Below are 1,828 nucleotides of genomic sequence, written 5' to 3' on the forward strand. Positions count from 1 at the left end.
ATTACTAGCGGTGGTGTATATACAGTAAGTTCGTGGAACCTTGATGATGTCAAAATCTATGGTGATGGGAGTACCTTACCTGTAATCACAGTAGCAGCCACCGATGCCGATGCTGGCGAACCTGCCAACCCAGGACAATACACCTTAACCCGCACAGGTGCTACCACCAGTAGCTTAACAGTTAACATCGCCATGAGTGGAACAGCCACCAATGGCACAGATTACACAACCATTCCTAATACTGTCACCTTTGCCGCAGGTTCTAGCACAGCAGTAGTCAACCTGAGTGTCATTGATGACAACCTCCCAGAAGGCACGGAAACCGCCACCCTCACCGTCTTAGCGGGAACGGGCTATACCCCAGGCAGTTTAGGAACTAATTCTGGCTCTCCGGCAAGCCAAGGCAATGTCACACCATCTTCTAGTGCAACCGTAAGCATTGCCGACAATGAGCCGCCTCTGAACACAATTACCCTAAATGCGGCAGATACGGGATGGTACGATAACACGGGATACCACGCGCCTACTAATACCAATTACATTGTGGGAGATGCCTTTGGCCTCTACCGCAACTGGTTTACCTTCAATCTGCCGACGTTGACCGCCCCGATTATCAGCGCTAAACTGAAGGTGAAGACTTGGGAGTACACCAGTCAAGATAAAACTGAAACCTATCAGTTACAAGAGGTTACTACTCCTGTAGCAACCCTAACAGCGGGGGGAAGCGGTAAAACGGCGATTTATGCTGACTTAGGAGATGGTGCTATTTATGGCAGCCAGGATTACACCAATGGAGACGATAACTCGACTCGTACCATTGACCTCAACGCCGCCGCCATCAGTGCCTTGACAGCCAAAAGCGGTCAAGCCTTTGCTTTTGGTGGGTTGTTGACAACTCTGGATACACTAAGCAATGAGGAATATGTCTTTGGCTTCTCAAATTCTGTTGTTCCGGCTGATGTGCAGTTAATTCTGGATACTGCTCCCACTATTCCCGTTATTATTGACCTGAGCGCTAACCAAACGGTAGTCGAAGGCATCACCAATCCCCAAAATGTCACTTATACTGTTACTTTGTCTGGTGACAGCACTGAAACAATTACTGTTCAATATGCCACTGTTAACAATACCGCTACAGCAGGGTCGGACTATACTGCCACTAACGGGACTCTAACCTTTGCTCCTGGTGTTACCAGTCAAGACATCATTATTCCTATTCTCAATGACTCCCTTAACGAGCCACAGGAAACCTTTAATCTTACCCTGTCTTCTCCTACCAATGCCCAATTGGGTACAGCAACTGTAACTACAACCATTAGCGATACTCTCGTAACTGCGGCTACTACCACCCTAGCAGCAAATGTAGAAAACCTCACCCTGACGGGAGCGGCAGCAATTAACGGTACTGGTAATAATGGTAATAACGTTATCATTGGCAACAGTGCTAATAACACCCTCGCAGGTAGTGGCGGTAATGATACTCTCAATGGTGGCGCTGGTAATGACAATCTGAATGGTGGCACTGGTGATGATATTCTCAATGGTGGCGCTGGTAATGATCTCCTGACTGGAGGAGTGGGAAAAGATACCCTAACTGGAAATTTAGGAATAGACCGTTTTGATTACCGCGTTTTAACTGATTCACTTTTGAGTGGCTTTGATGTTATTAACGGGTTCAATGCTAATCTCTTGAATGATTTGTTCGTTGTTACCACTGCTCGCAGCGGATTTTCTAATGTCGGATCTGTGGCAACACTTGATACAGCCGGGATTTCAGCTAAGTTAACTACTGCTGCTTTTACAGCTAATTCTGCGGCTCAATTTACCT

At 46.9% G+C, this 1,828-nt stretch carries 1 protein-coding gene; it reads left to right on the forward strand.

The window, feature by feature from the left end; all coding sequences use genetic code 11:
- Positions 1-1,828, forward strand: a 1,828-nt coding sequence (locus ACIR131C_RS23290; RefSeq protein WP_278047004.1) for a Calx-beta domain-containing protein, incomplete at both ends; no start/stop codon positions are given.

The sequence above is a fragment of the Dolichospermum circinale AWQC131C genome (assembly GCF_000426905.1).
GTDB classification, from domain to species: Bacteria; Cyanobacteriota; Cyanobacteriia; order Cyanobacteriales; family Nostocaceae; genus Dolichospermum; species Dolichospermum circinale.